21 protein-coding genes are annotated in these 19,540 nt (G+C 37.0%); 16 read left to right on the forward strand and 5 right to left on the reverse strand.

What is annotated here, in order from left to right:
• The first annotated feature begins 30 nt into the window (after window positions 1-30).
• Both ACSBPO_RS02600 and ACSBPO_RS02605 read left to right on the forward strand, forming a co-directional pair.
• A complete protein-coding gene (locus tag ACSBPO_RS02600; protein ID WP_442598490.1) occupies window positions 31-723 on the forward strand; it encodes a response regulator transcription factor in 693 nt (230 codons plus the stop codon).
• Window positions 701-2,896, forward strand: a complete 2,196-nt coding sequence (locus tag ACSBPO_RS02605; protein ID WP_442598492.1) for a histidine kinase dimerization/phospho-acceptor domain-containing protein — start codon at window positions 701-703, stop codon at window positions 2,894-2,896. Before ACSBPO_RS02600 ends, ACSBPO_RS02605 begins: the two co-directional genes overlap by 23 nt.
• 37 nt (window positions 2,897-2,933) lie before the next feature.
• Here ACSBPO_RS02605 and ACSBPO_RS02610 read toward each other — a convergent pair whose 3' ends face one another.
• Window positions 2,934-3,443 (reverse strand): DoxX family membrane protein, encoded by a 510-nt coding sequence (locus ACSBPO_RS02610; protein WP_442598494.1) that lies wholly within the window; start codon window positions 3,441-3,443, stop codon window positions 2,934-2,936.
• A 227-nt stretch (window positions 3,444-3,670) separates the two neighbouring features.
• On the reverse strand, window positions 3,671-4,258 hold the full coding sequence (locus ACSBPO_RS02615; protein ID WP_442598496.1) for a VanZ family protein: 588 nt from the start codon (window positions 4,256-4,258) through the stop codon (window positions 3,671-3,673).
• Between the two features lie 77 nt (window positions 4,259-4,335).
• On the opposite strand from ACSBPO_RS02615, the gene ACSBPO_RS02620 reads away from it, so the two are divergent.
• A complete protein-coding gene (locus ACSBPO_RS02620) occupies window positions 4,336-4,821 on the forward strand; it encodes a tetratricopeptide repeat protein (protein WP_442598498.1) in 486 nt (161 codons plus the stop codon).
• Between the two features lie 12 nt (window positions 4,822-4,833).
• On the opposite strand, the gene ACSBPO_RS02625 is transcribed toward ACSBPO_RS02620, so the two are convergent.
• A complete protein-coding gene (locus ACSBPO_RS02625; protein ID WP_442598500.1) occupies window positions 4,834-5,001 on the reverse strand; it encodes a hypothetical protein in 168 nt (55 codons plus the stop codon).
• Window positions 5,002-5,547: 546 nt separating this feature from the next.
• On the opposite strand from ACSBPO_RS02625, the gene ACSBPO_RS02630 reads away from it, so the two are divergent.
• From ACSBPO_RS02630 to ACSBPO_RS02640, 3 genes are all read left to right on the forward strand, one after another.
• Entirely contained in the window at window positions 5,548-5,862 is a 315-nt protein-coding gene (locus tag ACSBPO_RS02630; RefSeq protein WP_442598502.1) for a GNAT family N-acetyltransferase, read from the forward strand.
• A 156-nt stretch (window positions 5,863-6,018) separates the two neighbouring features.
• On the forward strand, window positions 6,019-6,558 hold the full coding sequence (locus ACSBPO_RS02635) for a GNAT family N-acetyltransferase (protein WP_442598504.1): 540 nt from the start codon (window positions 6,019-6,021) through the stop codon (window positions 6,556-6,558).
• Between the two features lie 304 nt (window positions 6,559-6,862).
• Window positions 6,863-7,375, forward strand: coding sequence for a CBO0543 family protein (locus tag ACSBPO_RS02640; RefSeq protein ID WP_442598506.1), 513 nt, complete (start codon window positions 6,863-6,865; stop codon window positions 7,373-7,375).
• Between the two features lie 135 nt (window positions 7,376-7,510).
• On the opposite strand, the gene ACSBPO_RS02645 is transcribed toward ACSBPO_RS02640, so the two are convergent.
• Entirely contained in the window at window positions 7,511-7,756 is a 246-nt protein-coding gene (locus ACSBPO_RS02645) for a glutaredoxin family protein (protein ID WP_442598507.1), read from the reverse strand.
• A gap of 130 nt (window positions 7,757-7,886) precedes the next feature.
• On the opposite strand from ACSBPO_RS02645, the gene ACSBPO_RS02650 reads away from it, so the two are divergent.
• The 4 genes from ACSBPO_RS02650 to ACSBPO_RS02665 all read left to right on the forward strand — a co-directional run bounded on the left by ACSBPO_RS02650 (window position 7,887) and on the right by ACSBPO_RS02665 (window position 12,081).
• Window positions 7,887-8,567 (forward strand): hypothetical protein, encoded by a 681-nt coding sequence (locus ACSBPO_RS02650; protein ID WP_442598509.1) that lies wholly within the window; start codon window positions 7,887-7,889, stop codon window positions 8,565-8,567.
• 161 nt (window positions 8,568-8,728) lie between these two features.
• On the forward strand, window positions 8,729-9,961 hold the full coding sequence (locus tag ACSBPO_RS02655) for a DUF438 domain-containing protein (RefSeq protein WP_442598511.1): 1,233 nt from the start codon (window positions 8,729-8,731) through the stop codon (window positions 9,959-9,961).
• A gap of 501 nt (window positions 9,962-10,462) precedes the next feature.
• Complete coding sequence (locus ACSBPO_RS02660; protein ID WP_442598513.1) at window positions 10,463-11,806, forward strand: MFS transporter; 1,344 nt, start codon at window positions 10,463-10,465, stop codon at window positions 11,804-11,806.
• A gap of 80 nt (window positions 11,807-11,886) precedes the next feature.
• Window positions 11,887-12,081, forward strand: coding sequence for a histidine kinase (locus ACSBPO_RS02665; protein WP_442598515.1), 195 nt, complete (start codon window positions 11,887-11,889; stop codon window positions 12,079-12,081).
• Between the two features lie 87 nt (window positions 12,082-12,168).
• On the opposite strand, the gene ACSBPO_RS02670 is transcribed toward ACSBPO_RS02665, so the two are convergent.
• Window positions 12,169-12,987 (reverse strand): alpha/beta hydrolase family protein, encoded by an 819-nt coding sequence (locus ACSBPO_RS02670; RefSeq protein ID WP_442598517.1) that lies wholly within the window; start codon window positions 12,985-12,987, stop codon window positions 12,169-12,171.
• Between the two features lie 426 nt (window positions 12,988-13,413).
• Here ACSBPO_RS02670 and ACSBPO_RS02675 point away from each other — a divergent pair, with 426 nt between their 5' ends.
• From ACSBPO_RS02675 to fahA, 6 genes are all read left to right on the forward strand, one after another.
• A complete protein-coding gene (locus ACSBPO_RS02675) occupies window positions 13,414-14,568 on the forward strand; it encodes an SEC-C metal-binding domain-containing protein (RefSeq protein ID WP_442598519.1) in 1,155 nt (384 codons plus the stop codon).
• Window positions 14,569-14,892: 324 nt separating this feature from the next.
• Window positions 14,893-15,222: a DUF3870 domain-containing protein gene (locus ACSBPO_RS02680; protein WP_442598521.1), complete on the forward strand. Its 330-nt coding sequence runs from the start codon at window positions 14,893-14,895 to the stop codon at window positions 15,220-15,222.
• A gap of 245 nt (window positions 15,223-15,467) precedes the next feature.
• Entirely contained in the window at window positions 15,468-16,478 is a 1,011-nt protein-coding gene (locus tag ACSBPO_RS02685; protein WP_442598523.1) for an LLM class flavin-dependent oxidoreductase, read from the forward strand.
• Between the two features lie 31 nt (window positions 16,479-16,509).
• Window positions 16,510-17,076, forward strand: a complete 567-nt coding sequence (locus ACSBPO_RS02690; RefSeq protein WP_442598525.1) for an NADPH-dependent FMN reductase — start codon at window positions 16,510-16,512, stop codon at window positions 17,074-17,076.
• Between the two features lie 181 nt (window positions 17,077-17,257).
• Window positions 17,258-18,232, forward strand: a complete 975-nt coding sequence (locus ACSBPO_RS02695; RefSeq protein WP_442598527.1) for a hypothetical protein — start codon at window positions 17,258-17,260, stop codon at window positions 18,230-18,232.
• A complete protein-coding gene (gene fahA, locus ACSBPO_RS02700; RefSeq protein ID WP_442598529.1) occupies window positions 18,229-19,527 on the forward strand; it encodes a fumarylacetoacetase in 1,299 nt (432 codons plus the stop codon). The genes ACSBPO_RS02695 and fahA overlap by 4 nt, the downstream gene beginning before the upstream one ends.
• Window positions 19,528-19,540 lie beyond the last annotated feature (13 nt).

Below are 19,540 nucleotides of genomic sequence, written 5' to 3' on the forward strand. Positions count from 1 at the left end.
ATGGTATAGTTTTAATTGGGAGTGATAAATTTGAACAATTATACGGTATTAGTAGTGGATGATGAACAAGAAATTCGAGATGCGATTGAAATATATTTGAAAAATGAAGGAATAACTGTGTTGAAGGCAGCGGATGGCTTAGAGGCTATCGAAATGTTAAACCAAACTGAGGTGCATTTAGTGTTACTAGATGTGATGATGCCTCGGCAGGATGGAATAACCACAACCTTAAAAATTCGTCAGAAAAGAAATATACCTATTATTATACTAAGTGCCAAAACGGAGGATATTGATAAAATCCTTGGTTTGCAGGTAGGTGCGGATGATTACGTGACCAAGCCTTTTAATCCGCTAGAGTTGATTGCTAGAGTAAAGTCACAATTAAGAAGATACGTTACACTTGGAACCTATGATGGTGTGGAAAAGGTCATTGATATCAATGGCTTAATTCTGAACCAGTCAGCTAAACAAGTTATGCTTTATGGAGAACATGTTAAATTAACACCAATTGAATATAAAATCTTAGAATTATTGATGGTGAATGCCGGACGGGTGTTTTCGATTGATCAAATCTATGAAAATGTGTGGAAGGAACCAGGGTATAATGCGGAAAATACGGTAGCTGTACACATTCGCAAAATCCGTGAAAAAATTGAGATTGACCCAAAAAATCCAAGATATTTAAAGGTGGTATGGGGCGTTGGATATAAAGTGGAAAAATAGAGGAATTCTCTTATCTATAATCGTTTTGTTTACCCTAGGAGCTAGCGGAGTATTATCCATATTGGCTCAAGGAAGCACCTACTTTAAAACCAGTTATTTTAAAACAGGTGAATTTGAAAGTCAGTTATCTAGTTTTATTGATTATTTAAACAGTTACGAATTAAATGTTGTCACGAAACAAGAAATGCTCAAAAACATGACCGTTTCTGAGGAAGAGCTGGAACGATATCGTGGACGTTTTGGAGATATCTCTCTGCAAATTAACGATATTCAGCTTGAATATGATAATAGAATTCAAGAAGCAAGAGCAAACCTTCTTGATAGTGAATCGATATTAATAGAAGAAAGAGATAAAAAGATAGAAGATTTAAAGAAGATTCTACAAGACGATGAATACGTGAAAGAAAAAATCTTAAAAGAGAAACAAAAAACGATTGAAGACTACTTTCACGATAGAGAGAGTAATAAAGGCCAGTTTCGTCTATATCAGTCGGCATTTTCCTATTATTTAAAAGATAGTGAAACAGCTAAGGTTTTCACGAATTTAGATGATCCAACAGAAGAGGGAATTTCTAAACAAGACCATGCGATTTTCCTTCGAAATTATCCTTCGCCTAATCATGAGGCCATTCAATCGCAATCTCAACCGATCTTTAATGAAGCAAATGATATCGTTATTTCAGATTCGATTCAGGATGGAAAGGTTTATGAAGGGCAAATTGCCGTCCTTGCATCTAATCAACAAACCAATTTTATATTAAAAGAGGCAAAGCAATATCGAGAACGCCAAATTCTTTATTTTATCAACAGCATTTTTTCGATTCTTGCATTAGCAGCTTGTGTTTATTTATATAAACATAAAAAGGTAGTACTGGTTGATTTTCACGAGAAATGGGCACCAGTGTTTCAGAAAGTACCACTGGATATAAGATTGCTGATTACGATCATCACCGTAATTTTTACCATGATCTTTATTGTCGATAACGGGTACTCTAATATCTATATGGATGTATGGAGTGAAATCAACCGAATCCTCTCCTTTATAATACTCACGCCGGTAGTCGGATTCTTGGTTTTTCAAGGAAAACAGTTCTATGATAGTTTGAAAAATCGAGAAACGTTAATAGCAGATTGGAAAAATAGTTTAACAGGGCGACTTTTTCAACATGTTAAAGAAGCTTTTATGAATTGGCATGTGGGTGCCCAAGTAGTAGCTATCCTCTTCATCGTGTTTATGTTTGGGGCAGCGGCGCTGCTTTCTCTAGTGGATAATAAGTTTTTCGTTCTATTTTTTATTGGAATGATAGTGGTCGGGATTCCGTTAGGATGGATGATGATCAAAGAGATAGGTTACTTTAATCGTATTCTTCTATTTGCTAGTCAATTAGAAACAGGTGATTTCGAAAAAGATTTACCTGTTAAGGGGAAATCTGTTTTAGTAAAACTAGCAGGAAATTTAAATGAAGTAAAGCAACGTTTAAAATTATCACAGAATGAGCAGGCAAAAAGTGAACGTTTAAAAGCGGAGCTAATCACAAATGTAAGCCACGATTTACGTACACCGCTTACATCAATTATTACGTATGCGGAACTTTTGAAAAATAAAGACCTGGAAGTAGAAGAACGTGAGTCGTATCTTCAAATCATTGACCGCAAATCGAAACGTTTAAAGGTCTTAATCGATGACTTATTTGAAGTTTCCAAAATGACCAGCGGAAACATTGAACTAAAGAAAGAGAAAATTGATGTTTGCCAGTTAGTTGAGCAAGCACTTGCGGAGTATAACGAAACGATAGAACAGTCCACATTAGAATTCCGTGTATCAAAGCCTGAATCACCGGTCTATGTAACGGTAGATGGCCAAAAGCTATGGCGTGTATTCGACAACTTAATAGGGAATATCTTTAAATATTCCTTAAATCATACAAGAGTGTATATAAACGTAGAGACAGTTGGAGAAAAAGTAAGCCTTACATTTAAAAATATTTCTAAATATGAGCTAGGTGGAAATACGGATGAGATGTTGGAGCGATTTAAAAGAGGAGACACTTCTCGTCATACGGAAGGGTCAGGACTTGGGCTTGCTATCGCAAAATCCATTATTGATCTACATGAGGGCAGCTTAGAAATTGATGTGGACGGGGATTTATTTAAAGTGACGGTCATATTATAAAAAGAAGGTGCCAGGCAGTTGCCCGGCACCTTTTTCATTATGCGTTATTTTCAACCGCTTTAATGTTTTTGAAAACAGTTTTACGAATGTAAGGGATCACCCAGCGGTCTAAACCGAATTGACCAGCGTTGAAACCAGCGAATAAGATGATTGCTCCAAGGAATAAATCAGTTGGGATATGAGATACAGTTCCAGCTAAGAAGAAAGAAAAGTTCATCACTAAACCAAAGAACATCGCTGCTGTTGTTAAGCATCCTAAGATTAATCCTAAACCAACTAAGAATTCGCCAAGTGGAACGATTGTGTTAAAAATATCTACGTTAGGAAGGGCAAAACCTTTTAAGAAGCTTACATACCAGCCATAAACTAGACCGCCATCTGGACCTTTTACCGGGTTTGCTACTGCATTTGCTAAATATCCAGAGGCATCAAATCCTCCAGTGAGCTTATGAAATCCTGCTGTTAACCAAGAATATCCTAAATATAAACGAATGACTGTTAATAGACCTGCGGCAATTGTGTTTTCTCTTAACCATTTTACTAACATGTGAAACATCTCCCTTTTATTAAGAAATGAATAATTAATGATTACACTGTAAATATAGCAAACTTTCTTTTGAAAAAGTTGAGTTTGTGTAATCATTCACATATTTGTAAAATCATTTTGAACAACTTTTGAACGGCGAAATTTAAGGAAGGCAAAATGTTTGTTAGGTTATTCATGGGAGCGAATTTTTTAAGGATTTTCACCTTCTGACTCAGATAACTAAGCTACTAAACAAGTTTGATCACACGCTTAAAGACGGGATAACAAAGATAGCCTAAAAAGACGCCAAGCATATTTAAAATGAGATCATCGATATCAAGACTGCCTCGGTGAGTAAGCAACTGCATCATTTCGATTAAGGAGATTGTAATAAAAGGTAAATAGACATACGCTAATAAGCTTGTATGATTTTTTCGAGCCAAAAGATAAATGCCATATGGAATAAACAACACCACATTAGCCACTAAATTATAAAAAGAGATAAATGGGTTTACTCTTCCAGATAAGAAAAAGTGAACGGTTGAGAAAGGTACAAGGTTATAATTGTTAAATGCATGATCTCCTGGCCGGAAAAATAATAAAATTAACAGCATAATGGTATATATAGAAATAAACCAGATAAAACGATGATATAACACAAAAATCCGTTCCCTGCGAATCAAGAGAATGAAAAAGGCAAGCAATCCCCATAAACAAACTAATACAGTCACTAAAGCAATGGGGTGCAGATAGTAGGTTAATTGGAAGAGATAATGTGAAAATAAGGAAAATAATAGAACGGATAGAACCGTTGCTAATAGGTATGATTTTTTCAAAAAAAGGACACCTCAATTTAAAAATGACGCTACCAATCATTATGACATGAAAAAAACATAAAAGGGGAGTAAAATTTATGGAAAATCGACTGGATAGGGCTCTTGTTTTGCGAAAAGAAGGCAAATTAAAGGAATCAAACGAAATTTTTCGAGAACTTGCAAATGAGTTTCCTGAGAACGCAATGGTTAATTATCAATGTGCATGGAGTTGTGATGTTTTAGGGGAAGAAGCAGCTGCGGTACCATACTACGAAAAGGCAATTCAGTTGGGGTTGCCTGAGGAGGAGCTTCAAGGCGCACTGTTAGGACTAGGCAGCACTTACCGAACCTTAGGGGAATATGAGAAGTCTAAAGATGTTCTTTCCAAAGGGGTGACATTATACCCTGGTAATAGAGCACTGCAGGTATTTTATTCCATGACACTATATAACTTAAAAGAACATCAACGTGCAATGGAGCTGTTATTAAAATGTCTTGTTGAAACGACCTCAGATGAAGACATCTTACACTATAAAAGAGCCATCACCTTTTATTCAGATAAATTGGATCAAACTTGGAAATAGAGTGGGGAACGCTTATTTTGGGAGATTCCCATCAACACTTCTACATTTAATATAATCGACATTGCAATTCGGATGGGTTGCGAGAAATCGGTCCCTTGCAACAATTTCATTGGTAGCATCATAGTAAGCAACGCCTTTTCCACCAGTAAAATCGAAATAATGAACAGAGTAGGATTTCATGTAAAAGTCATCTCCTTTTAAAATACAGGTTTAGTTTAACCATTTGGAGGTAAATCATCCATAAATATATAGTTTTGGGTATGAAGGACATTTTTGGATGAAGAGAGAGGAATTTTGTCCTTCATTGGGGGTATGAAGGACATTTGGGTTAAAAGAGAGAGGAGTTTTGTCCATCATCAGGGTTATGAAGGACATTTGGGCAAAAAAAGAGGAGGGGTTTGTCCTTCATCGGGGTTATGATGGACATTCTTGGTTTAAAAAAGAGGAATGTTGTCCTTCATAAACGAAGTATATAATTCTTCCACCCTCTAAAGGTATTTAAGTGCGAAGACTGAAAATATTTCATAGGAGATTCTTAACATGATCATACGTTATGCAGAAAAGACAGAATTACCTTTCATTCGGAAGCAAAGAATTATTTCATATAAAGAACATGTAGAACGTATACCAAAAGGGCATTGGAAGGCTCTTACATAGTCCATTACATCGGAAGCTGATACCCAATCAGAGGTCGAACTTCTTGTAGCAGAAATGGATGGGGAAATCGTGGGCAGTGTGGCTTTGTTTCCAGCAAAAATCGAAGCTTATGAAGGGTATATAGATCCGTTGGAATACCCTGAAATACGGATGCTAGCTGTTAACCCACAGATGCGTGGAAAAGGAATAGCAAGGGCATTAATGATGGAATGTATTTATCGCACGAAAGCAACAGGTTACCATTCCATTGGGTTACATACAGCAGAATTTATGAAAGATGCCATTCGGTTATATGAAGGACTCGGATTTGAACACATCCCCCAATTTGACTTTGTACCATTGGAGGATGGGATTGTGGTAAAGGCTTATCGGCTAAGAGTTTAGTTTCAAGTAAGGTGAGTGGAGCTTGGGAGGATTCTCTCAAGCTTTTTAAAATTGAGATGGTGGAGTTTTTGTTGGAAAAAAGTGGTTTTGTGCATTATACTGATTAATAAGAAAACCGACTATATAGTTTATTTAAATTAACGGGGGAAAATCTATATGGAAATTATTAAGTATTTAGAGAACGATCGTGTTTATTTAAGAAGAGTGGAGCAGGGGGATGTGGATCATTATTTAGCAGCTGTCTCAAACCCTAATATTAGAAGATTAACAGGAACAACAGACTTTTTAACAAGAGAAATGTTGGAGAATGCGATCAATAAATGGAATGAAAATGATAGCAGAATCGATTTATTAATTTGTTTACAAGAAAACGATCAAGTCATTGGTGACTTAGCCATCGTTGATATCGAACATCGCGAAAGAAAGGGAAGTTTCCGAATCGCTATTACAGATGAACAGTATACAAGTAAAGGATATGGGACGGAAGCTTTGCGATTAATTATCGATTATATGTTTAATACATTAAATTTACGCAGAATTAGTATTAATGTATATGCCTTCAATGCGCGTGCAATTGCTGCCTACGAAAAGCTAGGATTCAAGCTAGAGGGTACTTTACGAGATGACCTCTTTTTCGATGGACAGTATCACGACAATCATTTGTTGGGATTAATGAAGGACGAGTACGTAAAATAATTTTGGTGTCTGCGGTTGATAAATTTTTAAAACGGTTGATAAATCCGAAAAAGCGGTTGATAACATGCTGATTCCGGTTGATATACTTCGAAATTCGGTTGATAAACTGAAATTAGTGAGGTTTATCAACTAAAAAAACTAAACAAACGTTTGATTAAATGGAAAAGGGATTGCTCCTGTAGAGGGCAATCCCTTTGTTATGGCTATTTTTAATCGTGTAAACACGAAAGTAATAATTTCAATTGATTAGACAAAGAAAACTTGGAGAAAATGAAGATAAAAATGTATAAGGGAATTATATTACATGTATTTATTAATCGTCATGGTCGTTTATATTCTTTTTGCAAAGGTTTTTATCGATTGGAAACGGTGGAAGGAATTCTATCCGACTGTTCAGTACTATATAATTTGTAACCTACTATATAATTTCATCTTTTATCAACATACCTTATGGAGATATAAAGCGGTTACGGTTTCTTGGCTCAATCATACAATAATAGAAATTGCCTTCTCGCTATTTATACTCCCAGTTGTGATCATGATGTATCTTCAATATTTCCCAAAAGGTAGGAAGAAGTACTTTTATATCGGAATTTGGGTTGCTTATTTTTCTGTGATTGAATGGATTTTTACGAAAAAGGGGCTATTTGTATATGAAAATGGTTGGAATGGTTGGTGGTCCCTATTGTTTAACGTTATTTCTTTTGTCATTATACGTTTGCATTATAAAAGACCGGCTTTTGCGATGATGATATCCATACCTATCATCATCATTCTATTGTATTTCTTCCATCCAGCTTTGCATGAATTGAAGTAGGGGTAATGCCGATGTCTCTTTCTACACCAGTGTTCTTTATTCTTCTCTTTGGGGTTTATATTGGAATGGCACTCTTTTTATGGAGGCAGAAAAAGAAATAGGTGTCAGCTCCAAATGAGGAGGACACCTATCTTTTTATAGTCCTAAAATTTCTGCTAATTTTTCTTGGTCAAAGCCCATTACGACTTCTTGACCATTTTCATCTTTAATAACCGTTGCGGGGGTAGCGGAAGCTCCTAATTCAATAATTTCTTGCATGTAACGATCATCCTTGCGAATATCTCTTTCCTCAAACTCCACTCCGTTCTCTTTTAGCCAAAGTTTTTCCGCATGGCATGGCGGGCAAGTTTCTTGTGTATAAATAACGACGTTTTTCATCATTCTAACCTCCATTTGTGTTTGCCACTATTGTATCTTAGTTTTTCTATTTTTACACGGTTCATGACTTATACATTGGGAATGTTTGGAATTGTTATGCTACAATGAAAATGAAACATCCGGGGGTGATGGTTTGAAACAAAAAAGAACCTATATGTTGATAATACTAATTGTATTGGGAGCAATAGCTTACGCATTATATTATTTTAATGTGGTAAATGTACCGCAAGTTCGATTTTTTTCTGAAGATAATATCTATCAATTAAATATAGAAGAAGATTGGGAAAAGTTCAAAGAAGAGTTAGAAATCAATAGTGGCACTTCTGATGATGCCAGAATAGAGGATTTCAATGTTTACCTAACAAAGGATGGAGACATTGAAGAGGTAAGATTTAATTTGGCTATGCAAAAGGAAAATAAATATACGATTTATCAATATAATAGTTGTCGATCTTGTCAGGATGAGAAAAAAGTGATTATTACGAAAAAAACGGTGAATGATTGGTTTCAATATCCAGGATTAATGAATGCCAATGAATTTTTTAAAAGACTTCAAATCCTAAACCAACAAAAGGTGTTTATCAGGGATGAGAAAGACGTTAAATTGAGATCATCTGGATGGAAAGAAGGTATCGGTTTACCAGGAGAATACTATCTGTTAGAGGAAAATCATCTTAGAAAATTGTCTCCACCTTCAGACCAGTTATCCTATGAAGGCTTTAATTTATTATTGATTGAGATAATTAGTGGGGAATTAACAGACGAAAACACAAGAACTATTTTTATCTCGCAATTTGTTAAAAACAAGGAGTAACGTGAAGTGGAGCCCAAGTCTCTGCTTTTTTTTGTCCATTTCATGACAATGTTAAGTTTTACACCTTTCAAATGATGTATATCACTAATTCTCTTTTGAAAAAATGCTATTTTAATTGTGAGAACTAATAGGTTCTCATTCCACAGCGAAGGAGAATTCTTATGAGTGAAATGATTAATAATCGTGAACTACAACTATATACAGAAACAAATCGAATGGCTAATATAAGACAAGTTTTTCAAGATCTTCATAACGGGAGAAATATCGACGAGGTAAAAGCTCATTTCAATGCTTTCATTGGAAAAATTACGGTGGATGAAATTGCTCAACTTTCCCATGATTTTTTAGAAAACGATGGAATTTCTAATGAAGAAGTGCAACGAATATATGCAGCTCACACCGAAATGTTTAAAGGAACAATTCAGGAAGAAATCCATTCAACTGCTGGCCCCGAAGACCAGCCTGGGCACCCGGTACATACCTTTAAGTTAGAGAACCGGGAATTGGAAAAATTAGTTCAATTGAGCGTGAAAGTTAACTTAGAACAATTTGAAAAAGAGGATACACCTGAGAATGTCTACAAGCTATTGAGTGATATGAATCTTTTATTAGATATCGATAAGCATTTTAGCCGTAAAGAGAATTTGATTTTTCCATATCTTGAAAATTACGGAATTTATGGACCAACCAACAATATGTGGAGAATCGACGATTTTATCCGCGATGCCATCAAGGACGCTAAGCAAAAACTAACCCATTACCAAGGCGATAAAAAAGCAGTTATCCATGTAATCCATTATGTAATGGATGAAGTATTAGCCATGGTGTATCGCGAAGAAAACATTCTTTTTCCGATGGCGTTGAAAAATTTGACGGAAGACGAGTGGGTGAAAATTGCCCACGAAAGCGATGAAATTGGCTTTTGCTTAACAGGGCCAGAAGCGGAGTGGAAACCTGACCGTAATCATCTAGATGAGAAAGCAATCTCTGAAGGTTATATAAAAATGGAAACGGGGATACTATCACTTAAACAATTGGAGATGCTTCTAAATCATCTACCGGTTGATATTACCTTCATTGACCATGAAGATGTCGTCCGTTACTTCTCCCATGGAAAAGAACGAATATTTGCACGCACTAAAGCCGTTATCGGCCGCACAGTGCAAAACTGTCATCCCCCAAGAAGTGTTCATGTCGTGGAGGAGCTATTGGAGGATTTTAAATCAGGTAAAAAAGATAGCGAGGACTTCTGGATTAAGTTCCGTGATAAATATGTTTATATCCGTTACTTCGCAGTTCGTGATGAGAATGGAAAATACATTGGAACTCTTGAATTCACGCAAAATATTGACCCGATTAAAGCCATTGAAGGCGAAAAACGAATTTTATCATAGGCTCTTTTCTGAACCTTTGTTGCTTTTTTAGATTAATAAATAGGCATTTCTCGATATAGGGTGTTAAACTCATACGGAAATGAAGAAAAGAGCTGATCATTTATTAAGAGAGCCTGTAAAAATCCGGCTTTAGGGATTTTTACGAAAACCACAAACTATACGAAAACAGCTTTATCATAAAAAAGAAAGCGAACAGTCAATGTGCTGTTCGCTTTTTAATTGGATTTTTAGTGTAGACTGTGGCTTATCAACCGCATTTCAAGTTTTATCAACCGAAATTTGGAATTTATCAACCGGCAACTCAAGTTTTATCAACCGAAACCAGCAACTTATCAACCGCACCCATTCCCCAGCCTCATTCCCCAAAACCCCACCTAACAAAAACCTGTTTATTTTTACCACCGAAGTGCAAGCTATAAAAAAGCCCAATCTTCCTAAGTGACAGATATGCCTTCCATGGAGTAAAATTGCTTATTGGAAAAATTATGGGGGTTAAGAAAAATGAAAAGTAGAACGACCGTAATGGTTAGCATTGTTCTGGCGATGCTGGTGGCCTCGATGGATACCACAATTATGAACACAACGATGCCGATTATCGCAAAAGAGTTAGGAAGATTTGATTTATATGCTTGGTCCTTCGCGTCATATATGATTGCGAGTACCATTCTTTCCCCTGTAGCAGGGAGACTTTCTGATTTATTCGGAAGAAAAAGAGTTTTTGCATCTGGAATTATCCTTTTTTTATTCGGGTCACTTCTTTGCGGGTTATCACAAAGTATGATTCAGTTAGTTATTTTCCGCGCGGTTCAGGGAATAGGTGCCGGATTTATGATGCCTTTTCCAGCGATTATTGCAGGAGACCTTTTTTCTGTTGAAAAACGAGGAAAAATCCAAGCTTTGTTTACCGGTATGTGGGGCTTATCTGCTGTCCTTGCGCCTTTACTAGGAGCATTTTTTGTTGAGGTTATGACATGGAGATGGATTTTCTTTGTTAATTTACCTATTTGTATCATTGCATTGTTGACGCTTTTACCATACCAAGAAAAGTATCAGCCAAAGAAAGCAAAGGTCGATTATATTGGAGCTCTATTATTTGCAGTTGGTATCACTTTCCTTCTTTTAGTGACGGTGCTTGAAGAAAATCAACTATTATTCGGTGTGATTGGAGCTTTATTCTTAATAGGATTTTATTTTTTCGAGAAAAAGCATACATCACCTATTGTCCCACTGTCCATGTTTAAAAATAAGACATTTACTTGGATTAATATCAATTCCTTCCTAGGGACAGTCGCTCTATTTGGAACGTCGAGTTACATTCCGTTATTTTTACAGAATATTGCACACCTATCGCTTTTCATGAGTGGGGTGGCTCTTCTAGGTACGGCGATTGGCTGGATGGTTGTGGCAGTTCCAGCAGGAAAATGGATTTTAAAATACGGATACCGACCATTGTTAATGATTGGGAATGTCTTGCTATTCCTTTCAGGCATTCTATTGGTTCTATTGAATGATAACCATGGTTTCTGGTATGTATTCTTGGCGATGATTGTTCAAGGACTATCTTTTGGGTTATTGAGTACAGTTGGAATCATTGGTGTTCAACAGCTTGTTGGGGCTCATGAAAAAGGAATTTCTACTTCGTTTTTCATGTTTTGCCGAAACACAGGTACCGCTATCGGAGTGACGATTATGGGAGCACTCTTAACAAGTGGAGCGAATTTTATGGAGGGCATCCATCATTTGTTTATTTTCGGTTTCTTCGGAAGTATTTTGGCTGTGCTAACTTCATTCTTTATTCCAGGCAACCAAGAGAGTTCAGTGGTAGCACAAAGTAAAATCAGTTAAAAAGGGTGCTTTTAAGCATCCTTTTTTGTTAAAATTGAAACAGTTATCTTAGTCGATATGTAAGGAAAGGAAGTTTGGCTTTGAAAAAGTTAACCGTTATTCCCATTATGATCCTTGTAGCCATCCTGGCGATGTGGATGCTGAATAAAGATTATTCGGAAATAGCCCTTCTAATAAGATGGATCATAGCTATAGGTGCGGCCCTTTTATCAGGTGGAATCGCTTATCTAATGTTTACATTAGAAGAAAGAGACAAAAAGGTGAGAGGTAAATAACAAAAAGGACTTGAAGTTCTTGCCTCATAAATAGAAGCCCTAACTTCCAGTGGAGTTAGGGCTTCATTTTTAAATATAAAAAAATAGCTAGTAGGTTAAATAGTGATCAAACCATTCAAATATTTCTTTATCACGTTCCTGTTGGTAGTTTGATAATCTATGGTCACCTTCTGGATAGATGACAAGCTTGTAAATCTTAGAGTGTTCTTCGAGTAATTTGGATAATTCTATCGAATCTTCAACGTGTACTCTATTATCGTTATCTCCATGTAATATTAATATAGGGATGTTTATTTTATCTGGCCAGAATAAAGCAGACCTCGCTATAAATTTTTCTCGTTCATCAACCTTATTTCCGATAAGTTCTTCATGAATCTGATCCATTGGAAAAGGGAGTGACTCTCGTAATAAATTACTCGGAGCACCTACAACTGCAGCAGCTTTTATATCAATACCTAGTTTTATAGCGATATAAGTCATTAATCCGCCCCTAGAATGGCCAAACATTACTTTTCGATTGGAATCAGCGTATGGTAGTGTATCGGCTAACCAGGACATTGCAAATATATCGCGAATATCTGCTCCTCCAAATTCTTCACTACCCTCTCCACCATCGTTACCACGGTATTGAGTAGCAAGGACAACATAATTTCTGGCTGCGTAGGAAGCTAATCGTTCTAACCTTTCTTCGTCGATCTTACCATATTCTCTATTGCCTCCACGATTATAAATGAGTACTGGTAAGGGGCCGTTATCGGTATTCTTTGGTTTTACTATAAAACCAATAACCCGATAACCATCAATTAAATATTCAATTCGGAATGACTCCACTTTTTCCTCATACTTTTGATTCGTTTTCATCGATACTATGGAAACAATCTGTCCGTCAGTTAAATTCCTATTCATAAAAACCATCCCTTTCGTTTGCTTAAAACATCAGAGCATGGTTAGGAAGAATGACGATGTAATAAATACAATCAATAAAAAAAGACTACGTTCATTACGATAGTCTTTAATCTACTTAGTTTATTAATGATTAAAAGAAAAAATGTAAAGGATTGTAGATACCATCGTCAACTTGCTCTGAAATTTTATATACGACACAACAATCCCCTCCTTAAATAATTAAATTTCCTAACTTTTCAAAATATACCATTTTATGTAATGAAGTTCAATATTTTTTTAAAAATGACCGCCATTTATTTGTAAAAGTAAACAGAAGATCTAAAATGAGTTGTTTTAATAGTTTGGTAAAAAGTGAAATTTATTATGCCTGAGATACTATTTTTGGTTATCATGATTAGTAAGAAGGAAACAAGGAGGAAAAAGGCATTGTCATTTTTGAAAAAAATAGAACCGCATCTGCTTAGTGAAGAATTACTTATTCAAAAATTTATATTAAGACTACTTAGTGAATATTATCCGTTTGTGCCACCCGAATGGACGGAGAGGCTATTAAATGACGCTCTCCAGTCAAAGGTGAAGGAATTCAACATATTAATGAATCTAGAAAAGTTACCTTTTAGCGAAAGAGCAGTAATGTTTTTAATAGAAGGGCTGAAAAATTCAGATGCATCCAATCAATATTTATACTTACGGTTAGTAGACAAGATAGAACCTGAGTTGGCTTTCAAGTATCGGGAACAATTGGAACCATATGCACCAAAGGATAACTGGGATTTCTATCGTATTTTACTTGAGGGGTCTGAAGAAGAAGTCTGGGAAACCTATGGAGATTTACTAGGAGGTTTGGGGAAATCACCCGAACATAACCATCAACTATATAGTAAGGCAAAACTTTTAGTGAAGACACTTATTCATAAGGGCTGGGTGGATGAGAACGAAATAGACCTTATATTAGGAGAACAGCTCCATGAAAAATATTTTGCCTATCATGGTATTCTTGCTGTTTATATGATTGGTTTACTGAAGTTACCTAAATACATACCGCTATTAGTGAGTTTTCTCGATCGTGATGATGACATCTTACTGGAGGAAACGGCAGATGCGTTAATTTCCTTTCAAAGTGATGAAGTGGTAGAATCGGTGGTTCCATATGCTCGAATGCAGGAGTCATCTATTTTTGCTATCTCCGTATTAAGTGGAACGAAAACTCCATTGGCTACTCAGGTTTTAAAGGACTTAATGACAGAACTGACAGATGAAGACGACCAAAGCATTGTATTTGAAGCCTTGTGCCATCAATTATCTGATGCCGCCTTACCTGAAATAGAAGCTTATTTGAAGAATCATCCACAATCGTATCTCGTTGAAATAGAGGAACTAGCATACGGATTTTACAAAGTAATGGGTGAGAATCATCCCTATTTAGAAGAATGGAAGCGTATCGCTGAAAAAAATGAAGCAGACTTCGCAAAGGATATGGAGCGTCAAAATCAACCTAGTAGTTTAAATCCAAAAGTAGGCAGAAACGATCCATGCCCATGTGGCAGCGGGAAAAAATATAAAAAATGCTGTGGTGCTTAAAGAATTTTGAAAAGACCCTAATTTGGGTCTTTTTCTGTTTATGCAGTAAGGTTATTTAAGGTTGAATTTTGGTAGAATATGTAAAAATTGTGACAAAGTTAGTAATAATCCAAAAATGTTCAGATATATACTTGAAACAGTCAGATAAATGACGAAAACGGTCAGATAAATCACGAAAACAGTCAGATATAAGGCTCCTACCAAAAAGGAAGACTAGTAAAAGTGAAATTTTCACCCCCATTTCTGCCACCAATCACCTTTTTCTTACTAACCCGTAATGATAAACTATTAATATAGAAATTTTTTGAGATGGAGGTAGGAGTTATGAGAGGCGAAATGAAAGACAGTTATGTATATGTAGCGGGATTTGCTCCATTGCCGAAAGGAACTCCGGTGTTTGAGTTGCAGAAGTCCCTTGGCTGTTTACTGATTATTGATAAAGAGACAGATATCATCGTAGATTGTGACTTTACTTTTATAAAGGATATCACGAATAACTTTCTATCCTCTTTGCTGCGTGGACAATCTCTTCAAAATGGCATCGATCATCTTACAAAATTAATAGAATCGAGATTTTTAGTTTCTCCGCAAAAGGCGATTATCCAAGCGTTTATTACCGCTTACCAGCGCTATATGGAAAGTAAAATGAAGTAAGGTAACAAGTAATAAAGCGCTTGCAATTTTTAGAATATTCGTTATATAATTTATATATAATTATATTAACATGTTGTTTAACTGGCTAATCTATGGGGAAAGGGAGAGAGACCCAATCTCAATTAAGTAGATTAAAAACCAGTGGTAAAAAAAGATCTAGAATCTGATATTTTTTCAGTTTTTTAGATGTTTCTTTGCTACTGGTTTTTTTGTTGTCCAAAATTGAAAAAACGGAGGAAATCGTCATGAAATTTGGTCTATTTACTGTTTTTGATAACTACAAGGAAAAATTTAATCGTTCCCATGAACAATTAATGAAAGAAGTGTTAGAACAAACCATTCAGGCAGATCGTTTAGGTTACGAATCCGTTTGGTTTGCAGAGCATCACTTTAGTGAATACGGAATCTTAACAACTCCACAGATGCTTTTGGCTGTTGCCGCTCAGCATACAAAGAACATCCGTTTAGGGGTATCGATCGTGACGTTGCCGTTTAAAAATCCTATTCAAGTGGCAGAGGATTATGCCTTACTAGATGTGTTAAGTGATGGGCGCTTAAATTTAGGGTTAGGAAGCGGTTATCTTCCACATGAATTTGCTGGTTTTAATGTAGAAGGAAAAGACAAAGCGTTCCGTTTTAATGATGCGCTGGCCGTTATTGAAAAAGCCTGGACAGGTGAAAGATTTTCACATGAAGGAGATTATTATCAGTTCAAAGATGTGAAGCTGGAGGTTATTCCGAAACAAAAGAAGGTTCCAACTTGGATTGGTGCCTTAAGTCCAGTTGGATCAACATTTGTTGGAAAAATGGGCTATAACATTATGGGAGTTCCATACGTGGCAAGCCGTTCGATCCCTGAATTAAAACAAATTTTGGATGATTATAAAAAGGCATATCGTGAAGCAGGTCATGATGAGAGCAAAATCAATATTCCATTGGCACTCCATACGTTTGTGGCTGAAACCCGTGAGGAAGCAGAACAAGTGGCGAGAGAACATTTAAACCTATATTTAGATACTCGTCAGTATGGAAGAAGTGCGCAATTTGAAGATTTAGAAGAGCGTGAACAACTATTAATTGGGACTCCAGAAGATGTGATTGCCCGTCTGCGATTATATCAAGAAGCTGGCTGTGACCATGTCATGATGCTTATGAACTTTGGTGGATTGCCACATGAAAAAGTTCTTCAATCCATGGAGCTCGTGGCGGAAAAGGTGATGCCTGCTTTTGCTAGTGGTGTAAAAGTATCGTCTTAACATAAAAATAGCGATTGGAGAGAGGAAGCAGATGAAGATACTTGGAATTTCGGGGACGATTTTAGGTGCCAAAACAGCTGTGTTAGTGGAGGCTGTTCTAAAAGAAATCAAGAAAGTAAATCCTGACATTGAAACGGACCTTCTCGATTTAAGAAACTATGAAATGCAATTTTGTGATGGACGTAAGCTGGAATTATACAATGATGACACAAGAGAAGCGATCCAAAAGGTATCCGAAGCTGATTTTTATTTAATTGGCAGCCCCATTTTTAATGGCTCAATGCCAGCACCGTTAAAAAATCTATTCGATATCGTTTCACCGGATGTTTTCCGCCATAAAGTCATGGGGTTTGTCGCAAATGGTGGGACCTATCAGCATTATTTAGTTATTGAAAATCAGCTAAAGCCAATTGCGGGATATTTCCGTGCTTATGTTGCACCAAGCTATGTTTACGCCCATACCAACCATTTTAATATGGCAAATGAAATAACCGATCATGATGTGTTATCTCGTATTGAGGCATTAGCGAAAGAATTAGTGTCAATGCAAGTGGCATTAAAAGGGCAGTGCGCTTCGTTAAAAGATCAGAAAGTATAACTTTTTGTACTTCGAGAATTGTCCAGCTTCAGCGCCTAGCCCCTCGAGGTCAAATAACCTCTAACCAATGAAGTCATAAATCAGACTTCATTGGTTAGAGAACATTTGCATGTCGGGGCTGACCAAGGCGCTTGCGCTTTTCGTGAATCATAAGTCCTAATATCGAAGGAGCGAAGAAAAGATGGAGCTAAAGCCAACTAGTAAAGAAATGGAAAATGCAAGTTTACAAGCATTTTTGGAAAATCTAATCGATTATGCGGGATTATTCCCACCGGCAGGTTTATCACTTGAAAAAGCAATTGAAAACTTTATTTCCTATAAACAAAGTGAAGACGAATGGATGCTGGGGACTTTTATTATTCCTGCTTCATCACTGGAGGAATTCGTTCTTAACACATTGCCAATCGAAGTATTATCCTTTTCGGTTACAGGTATGAAAAGCGAACATATGGAAGGCTGCCAAACTGGCCTTCAACATGTTTTACAACAGATTACTAGTTTCCAAGAAAAGCATGGGGAAAAGGTACAGGTAGAAGCAGTTGAACTTCCAATGCCTCTATCGATTCCAAAAGTGGAGGACTTGGCGGTTTTGTCAGAGTTGGCTCAACAGGGGAATGTGAAGCTTTTTTGCGAAGTGACCATCCCCAACACAGAAGACTGGGAACAACATCTTTTAGAGACATTTGATGCTTTTGCTGCTCATAATGCCGTGACCAATCAACCATTGGGACTTAAGCTTCGGACCGGTGGGCTAGAAGCAAACATGTTTCCGTCACCCGAAAAGGTTGCTGCTTTTTTATCAGGATGTGCTCGAAGAAAGCTGCCGTTAAAATTTACAGCTGGATTGCACCATCCTATTCGGATGTACCGGGAAGAAGTACAAACCAAAATGTACGGTTTTCTCAATGTTTTTACAGCAGGGCTGGCAGCCTTCGCACATCAGCTTGAAAAAGAGAAACTAGTTGAAATTCTAATAGATGAGGAACCAAACCACTTCCAATTTCAGGAGCAAGGGCTATTTTGGAAGGATGTCATCATCGAGGCTAGTGATATCCAGAAATATCGAAAACAATTGTATTCATATGGTTCCTGCAGTTTTGATGAACCGCGTGATGAATTAAGAGAAATGAAATTTTTAAAGGAGGCATCCCAGTGATTCGTTCATTTATAAAAGTAAATTCAGATTCCCATTTTCCTATTCAAAACTTACCGTATGGGATTTTTCAACCGAAAGGAACTCATGCAGAACCACGTGTTGGTGTAGCGATAGGGGAATATGTGTTAGACCTTTCTGTACTAGACGAAGCAGGCTTTTTTGATTATACACCAGTAAAAGGCCAGAACGTTTTTCATCAATCAACCTTAAATCCTTTTATGGAAATGGGTCAGCAAGCATGGAAGGAAGTTCGCAGTGTCCTTCAACATCTTTTAAAAGAAGATGTGCCAACCCTTCGCGATGATGCTTCTTTAAGAGAAAAAGCCTTCACACTTCAAAGTAAAATCGAAATGTTATTGCCTGTGAAGATTAGCGACTATACCGATTTTTATGCTTCAAAGGAACACGCTTCCAATGTCGGAACTATGTTTCGTGGAAAAGAAAATGCATTAATGCCAAACTGGACACACTTACCTGTTGGGTATCATGGACGCGCAAGCTCGGTTGTATTAAGCGGTACGGATATCCACCGCCCGCAAGGTCAAATTAAGCCGCCTACTGTAAGTGCACCTGAATTTTCAGCTTGCCGACAGCTGGATTTTGAATTAGAGGTTGGCTGCTTTATTGGTTCAGGAAATCAGTTAGGGAACCCTATTTCGGTAAATAAAGCGGAAGATCATGTATTTGGATTAGTTTTAGTGAATGACTGGAGCGCACGTGATATTCAAGCGTGGGAATACCAACCGCTTGGTCCATTTTTAGCCAAAAACTTTGCCACATCCATATCGCCATGGGTCGTACCACTTGAAGCACTTGAGCCATTTAGAGTAACAGGGCCAAAACAGGACCCAGAGCCTCTACCTTATTTAAAAAACAATAAGGCTGGCTCATTTGACATTCAATTAGAGGTTTATCTAAAAGGTCAAAACATGGAAGCACCAGAGCGAATCACGGCTAGCAATTACAACTATTTATATTGGAGCATTGCCCAACAAATTGCCCATCACACGATTACCGGATGTAATTTAAACCCGGGTGATTTACTAGCATCTGGAACCATCAGCGGACCTGAAAGAGAATCACGTGGAAGCATGATGGAACTAGCTTGGCGCGGGGCAGAGCCACTTCAATTTGAAAATGGCGAAGAACGTGTATGGCTTCATGATGGCGATGAATTGTTAATGACAGGCTGGTGCCAAGGAGATGGCTATCGAGTTGGTTTTGGAGAAGTAACAGGACGCGTTTTACCAGCTAAAAAGCTCGAATGGAACGAAGCGGTTCAGGAAGTGAGATAGTTCATTTCCATCC

It is taken from the genome of Neobacillus sp. D3-1R, from assembly GCF_052180215.1.
Taxonomy (GTDB): Bacteria; Bacillota; Bacilli; order Bacillales; family Cytobacillaceae; genus Pseudoneobacillus.

Coding starts and splice junctions, on each gene's coding strand:
- ACSBPO_RS02610 (WP_442598494.1), bottom strand. CDS start 3,443: ATGTTAGTAAAATGGTTAAGAGAAAACACAATTGCCGCAGGTCTATTA.
- ACSBPO_RS02620 (WP_442598498.1), top strand. CDS start 4,336: ATGGAAAATCGACTGGATAGGGCTCTTGTTTTGCGAAAAGAAGGCAAA.
- ACSBPO_RS02625 (WP_442598500.1), bottom strand. CDS start 5,001: ATGAAATCCTACTCTGTTCATTATTTCGATTTTACTGGTGGAAAAGGC.
- ACSBPO_RS02635 (WP_442598504.1), top strand. CDS start 6,019: ATGGAAATTATTAAGTATTTAGAGAACGATCGTGTTTATTTAAGAAGA.
- ACSBPO_RS02640 (WP_442598506.1), top strand. CDS start 6,863: ATGTATTTATTAATCGTCATGGTCGTTTATATTCTTTTTGCAAAGGTT.
- ACSBPO_RS02645 (WP_442598507.1), bottom strand. CDS start 7,756: ATGATGAAAAACGTCGTTATTTATACACAAGAAACTTGCCCGCCATGC.
- ACSBPO_RS02655 (WP_442598511.1), top strand. CDS start 8,729: ATGAGTGAAATGATTAATAATCGTGAACTACAACTATATACAGAAACA.
- ACSBPO_RS02660 (WP_442598513.1), top strand. CDS start 10,463: ATGAAAAGTAGAACGACCGTAATGGTTAGCATTGTTCTGGCGATGCTG.
- ACSBPO_RS02670 (WP_442598517.1), bottom strand. CDS start 12,987: ATGAATAGGAATTTAACTGACGGACAGATTGTTTCCATAGTATCGATG.
- ACSBPO_RS02680 (WP_442598521.1), top strand. CDS start 14,893: ATGAGAGGCGAAATGAAAGACAGTTATGTATATGTAGCGGGATTTGCT.
- ACSBPO_RS02685 (WP_442598523.1), top strand. CDS start 15,468: ATGAAATTTGGTCTATTTACTGTTTTTGATAACTACAAGGAAAAATTT.
- ACSBPO_RS02690 (WP_442598525.1), top strand. CDS start 16,510: ATGAAGATACTTGGAATTTCGGGGACGATTTTAGGTGCCAAAACAGCT.
- ACSBPO_RS02695 (WP_442598527.1), top strand. CDS start 17,258: ATGGAGCTAAAGCCAACTAGTAAAGAAATGGAAAATGCAAGTTTACAA.